The organism is Pseudorhodobacter turbinis, assembly GCF_005234135.1.
Lineage (GTDB): Bacteria > Pseudomonadota > Alphaproteobacteria > Rhodobacterales > Rhodobacteraceae > Pseudorhodobacter > Pseudorhodobacter turbinis.
Window position 1 is genome coordinate 179,701 of the sequence record NZ_CP039965.1, and the last position, 17,527, is coordinate 197,227.

At 58.0% G+C, this 17,527-nt stretch carries 14 protein-coding genes; 9 read left to right on the plus strand and 5 right to left on the minus strand.

Annotated elements, in window-relative coordinates; translation table 11 throughout:
• Positions 1 to 72: 72 nt before the first annotated feature.
• Positions 73 to 1,200 (plus strand): peptide chain release factor 2, encoded by a 1,128-nt coding sequence (prfB, locus tag EOK75_RS13230; protein ID WP_137194551.1) that lies wholly within the window; start codon positions 73 to 75, stop codon positions 1,198 to 1,200.
• 81 nt (positions 1,201 to 1,281) lie between these two features.
• Positions 1,282 to 2,055, plus strand: coding sequence for a DUF2189 domain-containing protein (locus EOK75_RS13235; RefSeq protein ID WP_137194552.1), 774 nt, complete (start codon positions 1,282 to 1,284; stop codon positions 2,053 to 2,055).
• A 60-nt stretch (positions 2,056 to 2,115) separates the two neighbouring features.
• On the opposite strand, the gene EOK75_RS13240 is transcribed toward EOK75_RS13235, so the two are convergent.
• From EOK75_RS13240 to EOK75_RS13255, 4 genes are all read right to left on the minus strand, one after another.
• Positions 2,116 to 2,655, minus strand: a complete 540-nt coding sequence (locus tag EOK75_RS13240) for a bactofilin family protein (protein ID WP_137194553.1) — start codon at positions 2,653 to 2,655, stop codon at positions 2,116 to 2,118.
• Complete coding sequence (locus tag EOK75_RS13245) at positions 2,645 to 3,985, minus strand: M23 family metallopeptidase (RefSeq protein ID WP_137194554.1); 1,341 nt, start codon at positions 3,983 to 3,985, stop codon at positions 2,645 to 2,647. Before EOK75_RS13245 ends, EOK75_RS13240 begins: the two co-directional genes overlap by 11 nt.
• A 160-nt stretch (positions 3,986 to 4,145) precedes the next feature.
• Entirely contained in the window at positions 4,146 to 4,985 is an 840-nt protein-coding gene (locus EOK75_RS13250) for a ferritin-like domain-containing protein (protein WP_137194555.1), read from the minus strand.
• Positions 4,982 to 5,437 (minus strand): peroxiredoxin, encoded by a 456-nt coding sequence (locus EOK75_RS13255; protein ID WP_137194556.1) that lies wholly within the window; start codon positions 5,435 to 5,437, stop codon positions 4,982 to 4,984. Before EOK75_RS13255 ends, EOK75_RS13250 begins: the two co-directional genes overlap by 4 nt.
• A 111-nt stretch (positions 5,438 to 5,548) precedes the next feature.
• On the opposite strand from EOK75_RS13255, the gene EOK75_RS13260 reads away from it, so the two are divergent.
• The 7 genes from EOK75_RS13260 to uvrA all read left to right on the plus strand — a co-directional run bounded on the left by EOK75_RS13260 (position 5,549) and on the right by uvrA (position 17,256).
• Positions 5,549 to 8,929, plus strand: coding sequence for an AsmA family protein (locus tag EOK75_RS13260; protein WP_137194557.1), 3,381 nt, complete (start codon positions 5,549 to 5,551; stop codon positions 8,927 to 8,929).
• Entirely contained in the window at positions 8,926 to 10,005 is a 1,080-nt protein-coding gene (gene queA, locus EOK75_RS13265) for a tRNA preQ1(34) S-adenosylmethionine ribosyltransferase-isomerase QueA (RefSeq protein WP_137194558.1), read from the plus strand. The genes EOK75_RS13260 and queA overlap by 4 nt, the downstream gene beginning before the upstream one ends.
• 55 nt (positions 10,006 to 10,060) lie before the next feature.
• Positions 10,061 to 11,344: an MFS transporter gene (locus EOK75_RS13270; protein ID WP_137194559.1), complete on the plus strand. Its 1,284-nt coding sequence runs from the start codon at positions 10,061 to 10,063 to the stop codon at positions 11,342 to 11,344.
• A gap of 70 nt (positions 11,345 to 11,414) precedes the next feature.
• The gene (locus tag EOK75_RS13275; protein WP_137194560.1) at positions 11,415 to 11,990 is read left to right on the plus strand and encodes a DUF924 family protein; all 576 of its coding nucleotides are present in this window, start codon (positions 11,415 to 11,417) and stop codon (positions 11,988 to 11,990) included.
• Between the two features lie 95 nt (positions 11,991 to 12,085).
• Positions 12,086 to 13,480, plus strand: coding sequence for a dihydrolipoyl dehydrogenase (lpdA, locus tag EOK75_RS13280; protein ID WP_137194561.1), 1,395 nt, complete (start codon positions 12,086 to 12,088; stop codon positions 13,478 to 13,480).
• Between the two features lie 133 nt (positions 13,481 to 13,613).
• On the plus strand, positions 13,614 to 14,240 hold the full coding sequence (locus EOK75_RS13285; RefSeq protein ID WP_137194562.1) for a choice-of-anchor C family protein: 627 nt from the start codon (positions 13,614 to 13,616) through the stop codon (positions 14,238 to 14,240).
• Positions 14,241 to 14,403: 163 nt separating this feature from the next.
• The gene (uvrA, locus tag EOK75_RS13290) at positions 14,404 to 17,256 is read left to right on the plus strand and encodes an excinuclease ABC subunit UvrA (protein ID WP_137194563.1); all 2,853 of its coding nucleotides are present in this window, start codon (positions 14,404 to 14,406) and stop codon (positions 17,254 to 17,256) included.
• A gap of 28 nt (positions 17,257 to 17,284) precedes the next feature.
• On the opposite strand, the gene EOK75_RS13295 is transcribed toward uvrA, so the two are convergent.
• Complete coding sequence (locus tag EOK75_RS13295) at positions 17,285 to 17,491, minus strand: YgaP family membrane protein (protein ID WP_137194564.1); 207 nt, start codon at positions 17,489 to 17,491, stop codon at positions 17,285 to 17,287.
• Positions 17,492 to 17,527: the final 36 nt, after the last annotated feature.

A 17,527-nucleotide genomic window follows, 5' to 3' on the forward strand; every position in this document is an offset into this window, starting at 1 on the left:
GCGGCCCTTGCCAAATACCCCCGCAAAGCGATATGACCCGAAACCTGATACCGCCCTCAAGGAAATACTCACATGCGCGCAGAAACCCAGTCCAATGTGGAAGCCATCCGCAAATCACTGACGCTTCTGGCACAGCGAATGGATTTGGAAACCGCCCCGCACCGGCTTGAAGAATTCAACGCCATGATCGAGGATCCGGACCTGTGGAACGACCCGCCCAAGGCGCAAAAGCTGATGCGCGAACGGCAGGGCGTGATTGACCAGCTGTCCACCTATAAGCTGATTGAGACCGGTTTGCGCGATAATGTCGAGCTGATAGAGATGGGCGAGGCCGAGGATGATGCCGAGGTGGTGACCGAGGCCGAAGATGCGCTGCGCGAGCTGGTCACAGTCGCGCGCAACAAAGAGCTGGAAGCCCTGCTTAACGGCGAGGCGGACGGCAACGATACATTCCTTGAGGTCAACTCGGGCGCCGGCGGCACCGAAAGCTGTGACTGGGCGTCGATGCTGGCGCGGATGTATGTGCGTTGGGCGGAAAAGAAGGGCTATAAGGTTGAACTTCAATCCATGACCGACGGCGAGGAGGCGGGCATCAAATCCGCCGCCTATAAGATCTCGGGGCCGAACGCCTATGGCTGGTTGAAATCGGAATCCGGGGTTCACCGGCTTGTGCGTATCAGCCCCTATGACAGTGCCGCGCGGCGGCATACCTCATTTTCGTCGATCTGGGTTTATCCGGTGGTGGATGACAATATCGAGATTGATATCCCCGATAAGGACATCCGGATCGATACCTACCGGTCTTCGGGCGCGGGCGGGCAGCACGTGAACACCACCGATTCGGCTGTGCGGATTACCCACTTGCCGACAAATATCGTCGTGACCTCTTCAATGAAATCCCAGCACCAAAACCGGGAAATCGCGATGAATGCCCTGCGCTCGCGGCTTTATCAGCTGGAGATGGACAAGCGTAACGCTGCCATCAACGCAGCCCATGAAAGCAAGGGCGATGCGGGCTGGGGCAACCAGATCCGGTCTTATGTGCTGCAGCCTTATCAGATGGTCAAGGATCTGCGCACCGGGGTGGAAACCTCGGATAGCCAAGGGGTTCTGGACGGCGATCTTGATAAGTTCATGGCCGCGACCTTGGCAATGGATGTATCGGGCAAGTCGCGCGCCGAGGCGAACTTGGACGATTAAACAGTCCTGCGATCCCAAATACATCTTTATCGGGGCCTTTTGTCTGGCTAGGGTTTATTCCAAACCAGACAGGAGAAGCCTATGTCCCATCCCGCCGCGACCGCCCCCCCAAAGCCGGAAGTTTTGATACTGGAGGCGGCTGACCTGCGTGCGTCCCTTGCTGCTGGCTGGCAGGATTTTCGTACAGCCCCCATCTTCGGCCTGTTTTTCGCGGCGGTTTATGTGGCCGGTGGCTGGCTGATCCTTTATGCGCTGACTGCGACGGGGCAGGTGTGGTGGACGTTGCCCGCAGCCGCCGGCTTTCCCATTCTTGGCCCCTTCATCGCATGCGGGCTGTATGAGGTAAGCCGCCGACTGGAGGCAGGAGAGCCACTGAGTTGGGGCGCGGTTCTGGGCGTGGTCTTGCGCCAGAAAGACCGGCAAATCCCCTCAATTGCGGCGGTCGTGGTCGTGTTCTTTTTGTTCTGGAATTTTCTGGCTCATATGATTTTTGCGCTGTTTTTGGGGCTTCAGGTCATGACCAACATCAGCACTTCTTTTGATGTGTTCTTGACGGTGAACGGCTTGATGATGCTGGGTGTCGGGACCATCGTTGGCGCGATTTTCGCGGGCGTTCTCTTTGCGCTCACGGTGGTGAGCTTGCCGTTGCTGATGGACAGGGAGGTGGATTTTGTCACCGCGATGATCACCTCTGTCTCGGTGGTGTTGAACAATCCGGGACTGATGCTGGTCTGGGGCGTGATGATCGCCCTGATGATATTTGTCGGGATGGCTCTGGGGTTCTTTGGTTTGTTTATCGTGCTGCCGGTGCTGGGGCATGCGACATGGCATCTATATCGTCGCGCATTGGCCTGATGGCGCATAAAAAAGGGCATCCCGATGACAGGGATGCCCGATATAGGAATGTGAGACTGCTTAGCGGTTGTCGGCAGGCGGTGCCTTTGGGGCAGCCGGGGCGGGCGCAGGTGCAGGGGACTGGTTTTGGGTAGGGGCGGCAGCCGAAGCGCGGCCCGTCGCCAATGGATCGTCCTGACGCTGGACAGACCCTTCAAAATGCGCGCCCGATTCGATGGCGATGGTCTTGTGGATGATGTCGCCTTCCACCCGCGCGGTAGAGGTCAGTCGGACTTTAAGCCCGCGTACACGGCCAATCACGCGGCCATTGACTACGATATCATCGGCCACAATCTCTCCGCGGATGGTGGCAGTTTCGCCAACGGTCAGCAGATGCGCACGGATGTCGCCCTCTACGGTACCTTCAACCTGAATATCGCCGGTTGTGCGCAGGTTGCCGGTAATGGTCAAATCAGACGAAAGAACAGAGGCCGAAGGCTTGGCCTTTGTCGCCGTGGTGCCAAACTCCATCGAGCTGCGCCCGGGGGCGCCTTGCGTGGCGTGGGACTTGTCAGCCTCAGTTTTAGGGCCGGGTTCATTGATCTTGCTTTTAGAAAACATCTGTCGCTGCCTTGATAAAGGTCATCGGGTTAACAGGTTTGCCCCCGATCCGAACCTCGTAGTGAAGATGAGTGCCGGTAGACCGGCCTGAGTTCCCCATATCACCAATCCTATCCCCGCGCGATACCCTTTGTCCAACTTTTACGCGGATATTCGACTGGTGGGCGTATCGCGTCTCGATTCCGAACTCATGCTTGATCTTGACGAGGCGACCATAACCATTTGCCCAACCGGCATGGGTTACAACCCCGTCGGCGGTTGCATAAATCGGCGTGCCGTAGGGGGCCGCGAAATCGGTGCCTGCATGCAAGCGGCGTCCCGCACCTTTCGGGTCGTTGCGATACCCGTAGGGAGAAGTGAAGCGGAACGCGTTTTTGAGCGGCGTTGCAAAGGGCGATTTGCTGGCGGCCATCCGGTAGAGGTTCATATGATCGAGCCCCTGCAAGATTGCATTGGCGCGGATTTCGTCATTGCTCAGAGCTTCGCCTTTGGTGGAAAGTGTGAAGGGCGTCAATGGCCCGCCCTGTCCGGAATAGCCCTTGCGAACGGTGCGCAGAAGGTCATCGGGTGACATGCCTGCAGACCGGAACATCTTGTCCAGCGGCTCCATCGAAAGGGCTACGGCCTCTTCCAGCCGGTTGAAGATCATGTCGTTCTTGACTTCAAGCGCGCGTTTCTGGGCGGCGATTGCATCGGTTTCCTCGCGGGCGGCCATGGCGACCATGGCCATGCTGTCGCGTTGCTCGGATGTGCCGGAAAGGGCTTCGGCCAGCACTTCGACTGTGGCTGCGGCATCGCGGATGCGGCCTTCGCCTGTGCGAGTGGAACCGGTTTGCTCTTGTAGGCTTGCGGTCAGTGTTTCGCTTTCCTGGCGGGCGGCATCGCGTTCCTTGATGGTGCGGCGCAGGGTGTTCTGGATTACCTCGACACCGGTTTCCATCTCGCGGCGCCCATCCTCGGAGGCAAGCAGCCGGGCCTGCATGTCGCTGACTTCTTTCAGGGCAAGGTTGAAACGTTCCTGCGCGCGCACGGCCTCAATGGCGCGCAGATCGCGGTCGGCGGACAGCGCATTCAGCCGCGCCTCATAGAGCGATTGCTGGCGCATTGCCTGATCGCGTCCCGAGCCGGCCGAGATCGAATCCATCAACAGGATCGAGGTTGCCAGAATTGTCCACCCGAGGCAGAGCGCGGCACCGGTAACGGCGATGGCCTGTGTCAGGGGCTGAAGGCGAATAAAGCGGGTATCTGTATCGGACTTCAAGAACAGGCGCTGTTCCGGAAAATAGCGGCCAAGGCCTGTGTTAATACGATAAGATAGTCGCTTCAGCACTGAACATTTTCCGGTCTTGTTGAAGTTGGACGTCACCCCAGCCAGAGAATCCCGCAGGGTTAATATCCGGATCAGGCATACAAATCGGGGGGCTTCTGCGCAACAGTTAACGCCTTGCAACCCTCAGATGCAAAAAAACCGGCAATATATCGCCGATAAATCACGAATTTTCAGGCGGAAACCCATCGGTTTCGGGTTCTGTCAGCGGCCAATAGAAGTCTGGCGGCAATCCGGCGTCGGCGCGCTTTTCCTCATTGAACGGGGGCTTGAGGACCCCGTGGAAATAGCGCCGCACGAGGCTGTGGAAGGTGTCTTTCGGGTCCAGACCATCGCGCCCGCAAAGCCAATTGAACCATTTGGAGCCGTAAGCCACATGGCTGACCTCTTCGCTGTAGATGGTTTTAAGGGCCTCTACGGGACCAGCCTCGCCTGCCTTTTCAAACACCGCTATCATGCCGGGGGTCACGTCAAGGCCGCGCGCCTCCAGCACCATTGGCACCACGGCAAGACGGCCAAAAAGGTCATCCACGGTATCCTCGGCCGCGCGCCACATGCCTGCGTGGGCAGGCAAAGCGCCGTAATGGCTGCCCGCGGCCTCCAGGCAATCGCACATCAGGTTGAAGTGTTTTGCCTCATCATCTGCCGCGCGGACCCAGTCATCATAAAAGCCCAAAGGCATGGGCACATGGGTGAAGCGCGCGATAATATCCCAATGCAGATCGACCGCGTTTAGCTCAATATGCGCCACGGCATGCAAAAGTGCGTTGCGCCCCATGGTGGAGCCGGGACGGCGGCGTGGCATATCGCGGGGTGACAACAATTCAGGCGCATCGGGACGGGCGGGGCGCAGGGGCGGACTTGCCTGCCCGATCGGCAAAGGGGTGCCCGCTGCACGCGCTGCCAGCCATTCCGCCGCATGTCGCCGCCCGAGCGCGGTTTTCGCGCGCCCGTCCGCCGTCATCAGCACCTCGACGGCGCGCTCTGCCAGTGATTGGGTCATGTCGCCGCCGCCAGAACCGCTTCGGCATGGCCCTTGGCGGAGACTTTGCGCCAAACTTGCGCGATCATGCCATCCGCACCGATCAGGAATGTTGTCCGCTCAATCCCCATAAAGGTTTTGCCGTACATCTGCTTTTCTTTCCAAACGCCGTAATCTTCGCAGGTCTGGCCATTTTCATCCGAGGCAAGGATCACGCCCAGATCATGTTTTGCCAAAAATTTGTCATGCGCGGTTACGCTATCTTTGGAAATGCCGATCACAGTGACACCAAGCGCTGCGAAATCTGCACTAAGGGCTGTGAAGTCCTTTGCCTCCAGCGTGCAGCCCGATGTATCGTCACGGGGATAGAAATAAACCACCACGCGGCCGGGGCGCAGCGCGGACAGGGTAATCGTCTGCCCTCCGTCACGGGGAAGGGTGAAATCGGGGGCCATATCGCCAATGTCCGGCATGATGTGTTCCTTTGATGTCAAAGCTGTGTTTTGTATTCGGGATGCTCTTGCGCAAGGATAGGGGCAATTGCGGTAACCGCAACGGGTGAAAGGTAAAAGGCGTGTTGAAGGATGGATGATCCAACACCGGGGCATGACGGGCCGCGGCCCGACCGGTGCGATTTCATCGGCCCGCCGCAGCCCGCGCTGTTGCTTGAGCGCCCGCGCAAGCCGCGCCTCAAGCCGAAAAGCGCTGTTCGCCCGCATCGGCGCGGAACGTTCTGGCTGGTGCCTACATTGATCTTTTTATCGCTGGCGGTGGTGTTCGTGGGGCTTGCGCTGACGGGCAAGCCGATCCGCCTACCGGTTTGGATGGTGGTCGAGGCCGAGCAGCGAATGAACACGGCCCTGCAAGACCTGACGCGCGAGGGGACGGCCATTTCGGTCGGCGGTGCTGTTTTTGTGGTGGACACGGACTGGGTGCCGCGTTTGCGGCTAGAGGATGTTCGGCTGCTGGAAAAATCCGGCGAAACGGCTGTGTCGTTGCCCGAATTGCGTGTGGCGCTGGACCCTGCGGCCCTGATGAGCGGCCAAATCCGTCTGCGAAGTTTACGCCTGATTGGCCCGCGCATCAATTTGCGGCGGCTGGAGGATGGGCAGTTCGATCTGGCCTTTGAGGTGCCCCGACAGCCCCATCAGACGATCGGCCTGTCGGGGCTGATCAAAACTCTGGTGGCGGTGTTTGACCAGCCGCTTTTATCGCATTTGCGCCTGATTGAGGCGCAAGCCCTGACCTTTCGGATTGAGGACCGGATGCTTGATCGGGTGTGGGATTTGGGCGACGGTCGGCTTCAGCTTGTCAACCGAGGGGATGAGCTGGCGGTGGAGCTTGGGGTCTCAGTGACGGGCGATCAAGCCGCCCAAGCTGTCGTGACCCTGATCGCCGCCAAAGCCGACGCCAGTGCGCGCATGACCGTGACGGTGGACCGGGTGGCGGCTGCCGATATTGCGGTGCAGGCGGCCCCCTTGGCGTGGCTGGGGGTGCTGGACGCGCCGATCTCGGGGCAGATCGCATCGACGTTGGACCAGCAGGGCGCGCTGTCATCGCTTGATGCTTCCTTGACGCTTGATAAAGGCGCGCTACAGCCCACGCCGGATACCAAACCCGTCGCCTTTGAGGGGGCATCGGTGTTTTTCGGCTATGATCCCGCGCGCGAGCGGTTGGACCTGCGCGAATGGACGGTGAACAGTCAGGATCTTGCGTTATCGGCCTCGGGCCACGCGTATTTGCCGGGGGTAACGACGGGGATACCGCAAAACATTCTGGCGCAGATCCAGATTGATCGTTTGCAACTGGACCCGCAAGACGCGCTGGAAGAGGCGGTGGTCTTTGATCAAGGCGCGCTGGATTTTCGCGTGCGCATGAATCCTTTTGGTATTGATATCGGTCAGGCCTCTTTGATCCAGAAGGGCCAGCGATTGCAGGCATCGGGGGTGGTGGAGGCCGGGCCTGAGGGTTGGTCGGTCGCGGTGGATGCCAGCCTTGACCATATCGCGCGCGACGGGCTTTTGGCGGTGTGGCCCTCAAGGATCGTGCCGAAAACGCGGGTTTGGGTGGCGGATAATGTGCAAGAGGGACAGCTTTCCAACCTGCACGCCGGATTTCGCAGCGCACCGGGGGCAGAGCCGCGCTTTTCGCTGGGCTATGACTTTTCGGGCGGCAATGTGCGTTTCTTGAAAACCCTGCCGCCTATTCAAAACGGACGCGGTTATTCGGTGGTCGAAGGTAAATCCTATTCCATGGTGATTGAGGAGGGCGCGGTTACGGCTCCTTCGGGCGGGGAGGTTGATGTCGCAGGCAGCATCTTTGCCGTGGGGGATGTGACGCAAAAACCGGCCCGTGCGCATATCGGGGTCAAGGCGCGCGGCGGGCTGACGGCGGCGCTTTCCTTGCTTGACCAGAAGCCCTTTGAGTTCATGACCAAAGCCAAGCTGCCTGTGGATTTGGGCGATGGCCGTGTCGAGGTCGCGGGACAGATCCATATGCCGCTGCGCAAAGGGGTAAAAATCCATGACGTGGATTTTGACGTGGCAGGCGCGATTACGGCGTTTTCCTCGGATCGGTTGGTGCCGGGGCGTGAATTGCGGGCAGAACGTTTGGTGGTGGGGGTCACCCCTGCCGGCATGGAAATCACCGGCAAAGGCGCGTTGCAAGACGTGCCGTTCGAGGGTCGTTTCAGCAAGGTTTTCACGCCTGAGGCCAAAGGCATTTCCGAGGTTGAGGGCAGGGCAGAGCTGAGCCATTCCGCAGCCGCCAAGCTAAATGTGAATTTGCCTGACGGGTTGCTGACGGGGCGGGGCTTTGCCGATTTCGTGGTCGATCTGCATCAGGGCCAAGCGCCGAAACTGACGCTGCGGTCTGATCTTGCGGGGGTGGGCATGGGCATTCCGGCGCTCGGGTGGTCCAAAAGCCAGACCTCCAAGGGGAATTTGGCACTGGATTTGACACTGGGCAAACCCGCCAATGTGGACAGCCTAAGCCTTGATGCTGCCGGATTGCAGGTGAAGGGGCAGATCGGCCTTGTGGACGGTGGGGGGATGGGGGTTGCGCGCCTGTCCTCGGTGCGGCTGGACAAATGGCTTGATGCGCAGATGGAATTGACGGGGCGCGGTACGGGCCAAACGCCCGCCGTGGTCATTACTGGCGGCATGCTGGATCTGCGCGGCTTGCCTGCGCGGGATGGCACGGGGCAAGCCCAAGCGAGCGCGCCGATGACCATCGCGCTTGATCAACTGGTTGTAACCAATGGGCTGTCGCTAAGCGGGTTTCAGACCACGATCACCCCCAAAGCGGGCGGCGTTGCGGGGGATTTTACCGGTCGCGTGAACGGGCAAACCCGTATTGCCGGCAGCCTTGCGCCTTCGTTGAAAGGCACGGCGGTGCGCATCCGCTCCAATGATGCGGGGTCGGTGTTCTCGGCGGCGAAGGTGTTTCCCAATGCCGAAGGTGGTGCGCTGGATCTGATCCTGACCCCCACTGGCAGCAAGGGCAGCTATGACGGTAGCCTGAAAATGCAAAACATCCGCATCCGCAAAGCCCCCGCACTGGCCGAGCTGATCAACGCGATTTCCGTGGTTGGCCTGCTGGACCAGTTGCAAAGCGGCGGGCTGTTGTTTGATGAAGCCGAGGCCATCTTTCGCTTGACCCCGCGCACCATCCAGATCAACAGGGCGTCGGCCGTGGGGGCGTCGCTTGGCGTGTCGCTTTCGGGGCTATATGTGCTGACTGGCGGGCGGCTGGATTTGCAGGGTGTGGTATCGCCGATCTATCTTCTTAATCAGATAGGGTCGTTTTTCACGCGCAAGGGTGAGGGACTTTTCGGCTTTAGCTATACCATCCAAGGCACGGCAAAAATTCCTGAGGTGTCTGTAAACCCGCTGTCCATTTTGACCCCCGGCATGTTCCGCGAGATCTTTCGCAGCCCGCCACCGCAACTGGAGCCGACTGAGTGAAACTCGACGATTTTGATTTCGACCTTCCCGAAGAGCTGATCGCAACCCGTCCTGCGCGCCCGCGCACCGCCGCCCGCATGCTGGTGGTGGAGGGCGACGGATTGGCCGATCGCCATGTTTTTGATCTGCCAAAGCTGCTGCGCAAAGGGGATCGTTTGGTCCTGAACAATACCCGCGTCATCCCCGCACGGTTGATCGGCGCGCGCCATCGCGACAGCGCCCAAGGCCCGGTCTCGGCCAAGATTGAGGTCACCTTGATGGAGCCGGATGCCCAAGGCGGCTGGCGGGCGATGGCCAAGCCGTTGCGCAAACTGTTGGTCGGCGAGGAGATTGTGTTCACCGGCGGGCTAACCGCAACCGTGGCCGAGAAATCCGAGACCGATTTGCGGCTGACTTTCAACCATGCGGGTGCTGATTTCGACGCGGCATTGCAGGCGGCGGGGACCATGCCGCTGCCGCCCTATATCGCGGCGAAACGCGCGCCGGATATGCAAGACAATCACGATTACCAAACCGTTTTCGCCCGAAATTCCGGCGCGGTTGCCGCCCCCACGGCCTCGCTGCATTTTGATGACGCGCTTTTGGCGGAATTGGCCGCGATGGGGGTCGAGATGACCGAGGTGACGCTGCACGTGGGTGCGGGAACCTTCCTTCCGGTCAAGGTAGAGGATGTCACAAGCCACAAGATGCACGCCGAATGGGGTGAGGTGACGCCGCAAGCCGCAGCCGAGATTAACGCCACCCGTGCGGCAGGCGGACGGGTGATTCCCGTTGGCACCACGGCGCTGCGTTTGATCGAATCTGCGGCACGCGAAACGGGCAAAGTTGCACCTTGGCAGGGTGAGACAGACATCTTCATCTATCCCGGATTCCAGTTCCACGCGACTGACGCGCTGATGACGAATTTCCACCTGCCAAAATCGACCCTTTTGATGTTGGTTGCGGCACTTATGGGGCAGTCTCGGATGCAAACGGCCTATGCGCATGCAGTGGCGCAAAACTACAGATTCTTCTCTTACGGAGATGCCTCATTGCTGATAGCAGACGGGGTTAATCCGCCTGTAAGGTCTGCCTGATAGCAGATCGGGGCCTGCAAAAGCCAATGCGGCAACGATATGAAAAGGCCATGTGATGCTGAGCGTTCTACGAGACTCCTGGGCCCTTTTGCTGGGTGTTATGCTGTTGGTCTTGGGCAATGGTATGCAAGGCTCGTTGCTGGGTATTCGCGGTGGCCAGGAAGACATGTCGACGTTCCATCTGTCGATCGTCATGTCCAGCTACTTCCTCGGCTATCTGATCGGTTCTCAAATCGCGCCTAATATGATCCGTCGGGTCGGCCATGTGCGGGTGTTTGCGGCTCTCGGCTCCCTGATTTCGGCGGTGCTGATCATGTATGCGGTGGCGCCGAACTGGATCGCCTGGTCGCTGATGCGGGTGATGATCGGCTTCTCCTTTGCGGGGGTTTATATCGCGGCGGAAAGCTGGCTCAATGATGCTTCCAGCAATGAGAACCGCGGTCAGGCGCTGTCGCTCTATCTGATCGTGCAGATGATCGGGCTTATCGCGGCGCAGGGGCTTTTGAATATCGGTGATCCGGGGGGCTATATCCTGTTTGTGATCCCGTCGGTTCTGGTGTCGCTGGCGTTTACGCCCATTCTGTTGTCGGTCGCACGGGCGCCTGCATTTGATACCACCAAACGACTGACTTTTCGCGCGCTTTATGAGGCTTCGCCATTAGGTTGTGTGGGCATGTTCATTCTGGGCGGTGTGTTTTCTGCGCAATACGGCATGGCTGCTGTTTGGGGCACGCAATCGGGCCTAAGCGTGCGCGATACCACGATCTTCATCGCCTGTATTTACGTCGGCGGGATGATCTTCCAATACCCTATCGGGTTGCTGTCGGACAGGATGGACCGTCGGCATGTGATCTTTGGGCTGGCCACTGTCGGGGCGGTCGGGCTGATGATTCCGGTCATTGCGGACATCCCGTTTTGGGCATTGTGCCTTGTTGGCGGGCTGGCGGGGGCTGCGGCGAACCCGCTTTATTCGCTGCTGCTGGCCTATGTGAACGACTATCTGGACCGGTCGGATATGGCGGGCGCCTCGGCCGGTTTGATGTTCATCAACGGGCTGGGCGCGATCAGCGGCCCGGTTATCACGGGTTGGGTCATGGGGATTTATGGCCCAAGCGGTTTCTTCTTGTTCATGGGTGTTTTGCTTGGTGTTTTGTCGATCTATACGATTTGGCGGATGACGCAGCGCAAGACGACCGTCGAGGCGACTTCCAGTTATAGGGCCGTTCTTGCCTCGGCCACGCAGGTGGTGATGGAAGTGGCGATGATCGAGGCCGATGGCGACGGACCCGAAACAGAAAAGGACGACGCGCCTGAGCCAGAGCAGGGCGTTGAGCAGTAACGCGAAGGCCATTGAAATCACATCCCGAACCTGCCACGCTAAATATTAACAGCGTGTAAAGGGAGGGCCTATGTCAGATCCGATGGAGGTGTTGGATTTTTGGTTGCAAAAGGTCGGCGTAAAAGGCTGGTATGAGGTGGATCCGGCGGTTGATGCCGAGATTACGGATCGTTTCGGTGATTTGTGGCAGGCGGCCCATGAGGGCGGGTTGGACCATTGGATTGCGGGGGCGGCGGGGACCTTGGCCTTTTTGATCGTCACCGACCAGTTTCCGCGCAATATGTTCCGCGGCGATCCGCGCGCCTTTGCCACAGACCCCCGCGCCCGTGATGCGGCCCGCCGTGCTTTGGCTGAAAATTGGGATCAAGACGCCCCGACACCGGAACGCCAGTTCTTTTACCTTCCCTTTGAACATTCCGAGGATGCCGCCGATCAAGCGCTTGCGGTGGAGTGTTTTTCTACCCGTATGGATAGCCCGGAATCCGCCCTGCATGCCCGGGCACACCAACGTATCATCCAGACATTCGGGCGTTTCCCCTTTCGCAACGTCGCTTTGGGGCGCAAGTCGACCAAAGAAGAAGAGGCTTTCATGGCCGAGGGGGGCTATGGCGCGATCGTGCGCGCCCTGCAAGGCGAGAGGTCCTAGCCATGCAGCCGGCGCATAGAGCTGGCGCAGCAGAAACATTGCTTGAAATAAAAAAGTAGTTTAATGGCAAACTACTTTTTCTGAGGAGGAAAGACATGGCAGCCAAGAAGTTTGATGTGGTCGTTGTAGGTGCGGGTCCCGGGGGCTACGTCGCCGCCATACGGGCCGCTCAATTGGGGAAATCGGTTGCTATTGTTGAGCGCGAGAACCTCGGCGGTATTTGTCTGAATTGGGGCTGTATCCCGACCAAGGCGTTGCTGCGTTCGGCAGAGGTTTTCCACCTGATGCAGCGCGCCAAGGAATTTGGCTTGGGCGCAAGTGGCCTGTCCTACGATCTTGATGCGGTTGTTGCCCGGTCTCGTGGGGTGGCAAAGCAGCTTTCGGGTGGGATCGGCCACCTGATGAAGAAGAACAAAATTACCGTTTTTATGGGGGATGCGACCCTGCCTGCTAAAGGCAAAGTCTCGGTGAAAACCGACAAGGGCGTGGAAGAGCTGGAAGCCCCCGCGATCATCCTTGCCACCGGCGCGCGCGCGCGCATCCTGCCTGGGTTGGAAGCTGATGGGGATCTGGTCTGGACCTATCGCCACGCATTGCAGCCCAAGCGGATGCCGAAAAAACTTTTGGTGATTGGATCGGGCGCAATCGGTATAGAATTTGCAAGCTTCTTCAACACCTTGGGTGCCGATACCACGGTTGTCGAAGTGATGGACCGTGTGCTGCCTGTGGAAGACGCCGAAATTTCCGGGCTCGCCAAGAAGGCTTTTGTTAAACAAGGCATGAAGATTCTTGAAAAAACCACCGTCAAAAAGCTTGATAAGGCCAAGGGTAAAGTGACGGCCCATCTAGAATCGGCAGGCAAAACCGAGACGATGGAGTTTGACACCGTTATCTCTGCGGTGGGCATCGTCGGTAATGTTGAAAACCTTGGTCTGGAAGCCTTGGGTGTGAAGATCGACCGCACCCATGTTGTGACCGATGAATTCTGCCGCACGGGCGTTGACGGGCTTTACGCCATTGGCGACATCGCCGGTGCACCTTGGCTTGCACATAAAGCCAGTCATGAGGGCGTGATGGTGGCCGAGCTGATCGCAGGCAAACACCCCCATCCGATCAAGCCAAACTCGATCGCTGGTTGTACCTATTGCCACCCACAAGTGGCCTCAGTCGGGCTTACCGAAGCGAAGGCAAAAGAAGCCGGGCACAGCATCAAGGTCGGTCGTTTCCCCTTCATCGGTAATGGCAAGGCGATTGCTTTGGGTGAGGTGGAAGGCATGATCAAAACCATCTTTGATGCCAAAACCGGAGAGCTTCTGGGCGCGCATATGATTGGTGCGGAAGTGACCGAGTTGATCCAAGGCTATGTCATCGGACGCCAACTGGAGGCCACCGAAGAGGATCTGATGCACACCGTCTTCCCGCATCCGACCTTGTCAGAGATGATGCACGAATCGGTGTTGGATGCTTACGGGCAAGTCATCCACATGTAGATTGTTCTGGATACAGCAGGTAATCGGGCCAAATCGCGCCATATTGTAGGCGTGGTTTGGCTTTTTTTAAGGAATTTCTTGCTGTCTCTTGCCCCTTTTGCGTATTACCTTGGGGGATTATAGGAGTTTTATAATGAAGAAATTTGCGCTTATGACGGCTTTCGTCATGGCTGGTTCTGGCTCGGCAGGGGCCGCAACCTTGATTAACGGCAGCTTTGAGGCCCCCGGCACCTACGACGGTAGCTTTCAGACCGTGTGGGCCGGGTCCACAGCACTTGAGGGTTGGACGATTGAAAGCGGTAGTGTCGATCTGATTGGCAGCTATTGGCAGCATTCCGATGGCGATTATAGCCTTGATATGAACGGGAGCGCGTTAGGCGTAATCTCGCAGCGGATCGCGGATCTGGTGGTCGGTGCCTATTATGCGCTGTCCTTTGATATGGCCGGTAACACCTACTATGGCGGCACAACTATGTCGGTGACGGCATCGGTTGATGGTGCCGGTGGTGGTGTGTTCGAGTTCGACACAACGGGTCAAAGCCAATCCGATATGGGCTGGTTGACGCAATCCTTCCAGTTCCAGGCTACGGATACTTCTGCTGTACTGCAGTTTGCGAGCAATGAGACGGGCGTTGTTGGCCCGGCCTTGGACAATGTTCGCATTGAAGAAGTCGTTGCCCCGGTTCCGGTTCCGGCCGCAGGTGGGTTGCTGCTTGCAGGTCTCGGGCTGTTGGGATTTGCCCGTCGCCGTCTGTCCTGAACCTGAAACAACGATAAGGCCGCGCCGATCCGCGCGGCCTTATTCCCATTTTCGAACCAGTTAATTTTGCCAATCACGCGTATGTTCATTGAATGTTCACGTTTATTGGTTGGAGACTCGGATAAAAGCCCCTATCTATAGCGTTGGAAAACCGGGGGCAGGCATGGCCGAGCATAAATTTATCGAAGTACGCGGCGCGCGGGAACACAACCTTAAGGGTGTGGATGTCGATATTCCGCGCGACCAATTGGTGGTGATCACGGGGCTGTCCGGTTCTGGAAAATCCAGCCTTGCCTTTGATACGATCTATGCCGAAGGTCAGCGCCGCTATGTCGAGAGCCTCTCGGCCTATGCCCGCCAATTCCTTGATATGATGGGGAAACCGGATGTGGATCACATCTCGGGCCTGTCCCCTGCGATCTCGATCGAACAGAAAACCACCTCGAAGAACCCGCGCTCTACCGTCGGTACGGTGACCGAGATTTACGACTATATGCGCCTGCTGTTCGCCCGCACAGGCACACCTTTCAGCCCGACTACCGGCAAGCCGATCACGGCGCAACAGGTGCAGGATATGGTCGACATCATCATGGCGATGGAGGAGGGGACGCGTGCCTATCTGCTTGCCCCGATCATCCGCGACCGGAAAGGCGAGTATAAAAAAGAGTTCCTTGATCTGCGCAAACAGGGCTTCCAACGGGTCAAGGTGAACGGCGAATTCTATGAGCTGGAAGACGCGCCGACGTTGGACAAGAAATTCCGCCACAATATTGATGTGGTGGTCGACCGGATCGTAGTTAAGGAAGGGATCGAAACCCGCCTTGCCGACAGCTTGCGCACGGCTTTGAACCTGGCCGACGGCATCGCAATTCTGGAAACGGCGGGCGATGAACCTGTCCGGACCACATTCTCGGAAAAATTCGCTTGTCCTGTGTCGGGCTTTACGATCCCCGAGATTGAACCGCGGCTTTTTTCGTTTAACGCACCCTTTGGCGCCTGTCCGGTTTGCGATGGTTTAGGCGTTGAACTATTTTTTGACGAGCGTCTTGTGGTGCCCGATCAAAACCTGACATTGGTGCAAGGCGCGCTGGCCCCTTGGGCAAAGTCGAAGTCACCCTATTTCACCCAGACCATTGATTGTATTGCGAAACACTATCAATTCGACAAGAAAACCAAGTGGAAAGATCTACCTGAGAAGGTAAAGAACGTCTTTTTGCGCGGCTCTGGCGAGGAGGAAATCGCCTTTCGCTATGACGAGGGGGGGCGCATTTATCAGGTTAGCCGTGTGTTTGAGGGCGTTATTCCGAACATGGAACGCCGTTTCCGCGAAACTGACAGCAATTGGGTCCGCGAAGAGTTCGAGCGTTACCAGAACAACCGCTCTTGCGGGGCCTGCAATGGCTATCGTCTGCGGCCCGAGGCGCTGGCCGTGAAAATCGCGGGGCTTCATGCGGGGGAGGTCGTGCAGATGTCCATCCAAGAGGCCCATGACTGGATCGGCCATGTGCCAGAGCATCTGACCAACCAAAAGAATGAAATTGCCCGTGCCATTTTGAAAGAGATCCGCGAGCGTCTTGGTTTTCTTGTAAATGTCGGGCTTAACTATCTGTCGCTTTCGCGCAATGCGGGCACGCTTTCGGGCGGTGAAAGCCAGCGGATCAGGCTGGCGTCGCAAATTGGGTCAGGGTTGACGGGGGTGCTTTATGTGCTCGATGAGCCCTCGATCGGCTTGCACCAACGCGATAATGACCGACTTTTGACCACGCTGAAGAACCTGCGCGATCAGGGTAATTCGGTGATTGTAGTTGAACATGATGAGGATGCGATTCGCGAGGCGGATTATGTTTTCGACATGGGACCGGGGGCGGGGGTGCACGGCGGCACGGTGGTCTCTCATGGGACGCCTGCGCAGGTGATGGCTGACCCTGCCAGCCTGACGGGGCAGTATTTGCAAGGCACACGCGAAATTCCGGTGCCTTTGGTGCGGCGCAAGGGCTCGGGGAAAAAGGTGACTGTGGTGAAGGCCACGGGCAACAACCTGCAAAATGTCACCGCTGAATTCCCGCTGGGGAAGTTTGTTTGTGTGACGGGGGTTTCGGGTGGCGGCAAGTCCACGCTGACCTTGGAGACGTTGTATAAAACTGCAGCGACACGGCTGAATGGCGCACGAGAAACGCCTGCACCTTGTGAGACGATCAAGGGGTTTGAGCATCTCGACAAGGTCATTGATATTGATCAGCGCCCCATCGGCCGTACGCCGCGTTCCAATCCGGCCACCTATACCGGCGCCTTCACCCCGATCCGCGATTGGTTCGCGGGCTTGCCGGAATCCAAGGCCCGCGGCTATGCGCCGGGGCGGTTCAGCTTTAACGTCAAGGGCGGGCGCTGTGAGGCCTGTCAGGGGGACGGTCTTATCAAGATCGAAATGCATTTCCTTCCCGATGTTTATGTCGAATGCGAAACCTGCAAAGGCAAACGCTACAACCGCGAAACATTGGAAATTAAGTTCAAGAACAAAAGTATAGCGGACGTTCTTGATATGACGGTTGAAGACGCGCAAAGCTTTTTCCAAGCCGTGCCAAGCATCCGGGAAAAGATGGATGCACTGGTGCGTGTGGGGCTTGGCTATATCAAAGTTGGCCAGCAGGCGACGACCCTTTCAGGCGGTGAGGCGCAGCGTGTCAAACTGTCAAAGGAGCTGGCACGTCGGGCAACGGGGCGCACGCTCTATATTCTTGATGAGCCGACAACCGGCCTGCATTTTGAGGATGTGAAAAAGCTGCTTGAGGTGCTTCATGAGCTGGTCGACCAAGGCAACACTGTCATTGTGATCGAGCACAACCTAGACGTCGTTAAAACCGCTGATTGGGTGATCGATATCGGTCCCGAGGGTGGCGATGGTGGCGGGCAGATCGTTGCCAAGGGCACGCCAGAAGATGTTGCCAAGGTAGAGGCAAGCCACACCGGCCGCTATCTGCAAGGGATGCTGAAACCCCGTAAAATGGCGGCTGAATAAAGAAAAAGGGGGCCTAGGCCCCCTTTTTTTATTTCTTGATCGAGCAGGTATTTATGCCGATCAGGCTATAAAGCAAACACGACCGGCTTAAACCGGTAAACAATGCCACCGCCCCGACAACCGCCAGAACCCAGCGCCAGCCCAAGTTGGGCAGGGCAAAGAATGCAGCGATCAAGGCAATCCCAAGTACGATGCGCAAAACTCGGTCTGCACCGCCGACGTTGGTCTTGAACATATCCATCTCCTTGCTTGAGGTCACGACTCGCGACCA